We start from the raw sequence: 2,843 nt of genomic DNA on the forward strand, positions 1-2,843 counted from the left end.
GGCAAGGCTCGCAGAAGCCGGATGAATTATCGGTCGTTTTTAGACAGGCAATACATTGGTTAAATAATGATCTGTAGTTTACATTGTGTTTCTTCATGGGTTGACAGTTCCTTCTGTCAGGATAGAATTACGCACATTGAGTGGTAGTCGCTAATCTAGCGATGGGGCTTTGAGCCTCTAGAGTATTATTTTTCAGGGGAAAGATTCAAGATGCAACAACTAGGTGCAATTCGTCATGACTGGGTAGAATCTGAGGTTAAGGCTCTTTTTAGCCTACCTTTTAATGATTTGATGTTTAAAGCGCACACCGTGCATCGTGAGAATTTTGACCCCAATGAAGTACAAGTCAGTACTTTGCTATCTATTAAAACAGGTGCATGTCCAGAAGATTGTAAATACTGCCCTCAGAGTGGTCATTACAATACAGGCCTAGAAAAAGAGCGCTTAATGCAAGTTGAGCAGGTTCTGGAAAAAGCGCGTAAGGCTAAAGAAACAGGTTCTACACGTTTCTGTATGGGCGCGGCTTGGAAACATCCTGCTGATAAAGATATGCCCTATGTAGTAGAGATGGTTCAAAAGGTTAAAGAGTTAGGTTTAGAAACCTGCATGACCTTAGGTATGTTAGATGAAGGTAAAGCTGAGCAGCTAGCTGATGCAGGCCTGGACTACTACAACCACAATTTAGATACCTCCCCAGAGTTTTACGACAAGATTATTACGACGCGTACTTATCAAGATCGTTTGGATACACTGCAGAATGTTCGCGATTCCGGCATGAAAATTTGCAGTGGCGGTATTTTAGGTATGGGCGAAACGGCGACTGACCGTTATGGCTTATTGATGCAGTTAGCGAATATGCCAGTACAGCCAGAAAGTGTGCCAATTAACATGTTGGTTAAAGTGGAAGGCACGCCACTTGAGAATGTAGAAGATCTAGATCATCTGGATTTTATTCGTACAATTGCGGTGGCGAGAATTATGATGCCCGCTTCTCACGTTCGTTTGTCTGCAGGAAGAGAGCAGATGAGCGATGAAACTCAGGCGATGACGTTCTTTGCCGGTGCTAACTCTATTTTTTATGGAGAGTGCCTGCTAACGACACCTAACCCGGAAACTCATCGTGACCTTCAGTTGTTCCGTAAATTGGGTATTAATCCAGAGCAGCGTATTTCAGACGCTGATGATACTCAAGAAGCGGTGATTATGAAGGATCTTCAAAAACAGCAGGATAGTGGGCATTTCTACGAAGCCTAATTCGCCTTTGTTATAAGGGAGTGATTGAGTTCGCTCCTTGTTCCTTTGTTCGGAAAATACTATGTCATTCGATGACTTATCCACAGAGCTTGATCTTAGAAAAGAGCAAGCTCTTTATCGTTGCCGCCGCACTTTGCAAACGCCTCAGCAGCCGATTGTGCAAGTTGATGGACGTGAGTACTTAGCTTTTTGTTCCAATGATTATTTAGGATTAGCCAATCACCCAGAGGTTATTAAAAGCTTTCAAACAGCGGCTAATAAATATGGTGTAGGGGGTGGTGCTTCTCATTTAGTGAATGGGCATAGTCAGGCTCATCATGAGTTAGAAGAGGCGTTAGCTGAGTTTACAGGGCGGCCCAAAGCGCTACTTTTCTCAACGGGCTATATGGCTAATATTGGTGCTGTAAATGCGTTGCTGGGCAAGCAAGATGCCGTATTTCAAGATCGCCTAAACCATGCCTCATTGCTAGATGCCGGTTTATTAAGTGGTGCTCGTTTTCAGCGTTACCTGCATAACGATAGCGAGAGTCTGGATAAAAAATTAGCCAAAACTGAAGCCCGTCGAAAGTTAGTCGTTACTGATGGCGTATTTAGTATGGACGGTGATCTGGCTGAGTTACCTGAACTTTCATCCGTGTGTAAAAAGCATGATGCTTGGTTGATGGTCGATGACGCTCATGGATTTGGTTGTTTAGGTGAAAGCGGTGGGGGTTGTGCTGAGCATTTCTCGATGCCCTCAGATGATCTTCAGGTGTTAGTAGGCACCTTAGGTAAAGGTTTTGGTACTGCCGGCGCTTTTGTCGCAGGTTCAGAGGTGCTGATCGAAACGTTGGTGCAGCATGCACGAACTTATATTTACACAACAAGTATGCCGCCCGCTGTTGCTGCGGCAACGCTAACAAGTTTGCGCTTGTTACAAGAGGAGTCTTGGCGTCGAGATAAGCTAACTCAGTTGATTAAGCAGTTTAGAGATGGCTGTCAGGAGTTGGGATTAACGTTGATGGATTCTCCTACGCCGATTCAACCGATTATGATCGGCGAATCTGATAAAGCGATGCAGATTAGTAAGGCTTTGGAAGATGACGGCATATTTATCAGTGCGATAAGGCCCCCAACGGTACCTCATGGAAGTGCACGCTTAAGAGTTACCTTAAGCGCCTCCCATACAGAACAGCAGGTAGAACGCTTATTGCAGTCTTTAGAGAAGGTCAGTGTATGAGTCTTTATGTAAAACAGTATCTGTCTGCTGATAAACCTAACCTAGTTTTGCTTCATGGTTGGGGAATGAGCAGTGATGTATGGGGTGCATTTGCAGAGACACTAGCTGATCACTTTTCACTGACATTGATTGATCTACCCGGTTTGGGGCGTTCTACTGTTTACCCGTCGCCGTACACGATGAAGAGTGTTATTGAGCAGTTGGCTAAGCATGTACCTGAAAAGGCTTCTTGGTTGGGCTGGTCGATGGGTGGTCAAATAGCGGTAGAGTTTGCGGCGACTTATCCGCAGAAAGTTGAAAAGCTCATTACCGTGGCTTCAAATCCCTGTTTTGTGCAGCGGGACGATTGGTCATGTGCAGTAGAAGAATC

Annotated in this window: 3 protein-coding genes; all 3 read left to right on the forward strand. The window is 44.8% G+C overall.

The features are described from left to right. Positions 1-210: 210 nt before the first annotated feature. A complete protein-coding gene (gene bioB, locus B4K11_RS07840; RefSeq protein WP_292957640.1) occupies positions 211-1,254 on the forward strand; it encodes a biotin synthase BioB in 1,044 nt (347 codons plus the stop codon). A 61-nt stretch (positions 1,255-1,315) separates the two neighbouring features. Continuing rightward, on the forward strand, positions 1,316-2,473 hold the full coding sequence (gene bioF, locus B4K11_RS07845) for an 8-amino-7-oxononanoate synthase (RefSeq protein ID WP_292957643.1): 1,158 nt from the start codon (positions 1,316-1,318) through the stop codon (positions 2,471-2,473). Further along, positions 2,470-2,843 (forward strand): alpha/beta fold hydrolase (locus B4K11_RS07850; RefSeq protein ID WP_292959314.1); only part of this gene is annotated, 374 nt, incomplete at its 3' end. The genes bioF and B4K11_RS07850, both read left to right, overlap by 4 nt.

The sequence above is a fragment of the Neptuniibacter sp. UBA6509 genome, assembly GCA_002435145.1.
Classification (GTDB): domain Bacteria; phylum Pseudomonadota; class Gammaproteobacteria; order Pseudomonadales; family Balneatricaceae; genus Neptuniibacter.

Bases quoted from the DNA above. Each gene is read 5' to 3' on its own strand.
- bioB (WP_292957640.1), top strand. From the start codon at position 211: ATGCAACAACTAGGTGCAATTCGTCATGACTGGGTAGAATCTGAGGTT.
- bioF (WP_292957643.1), top strand. From the start codon at position 1,316: ATGTCATTCGATGACTTATCCACAGAGCTTGATCTTAGAAAAGAGCAA.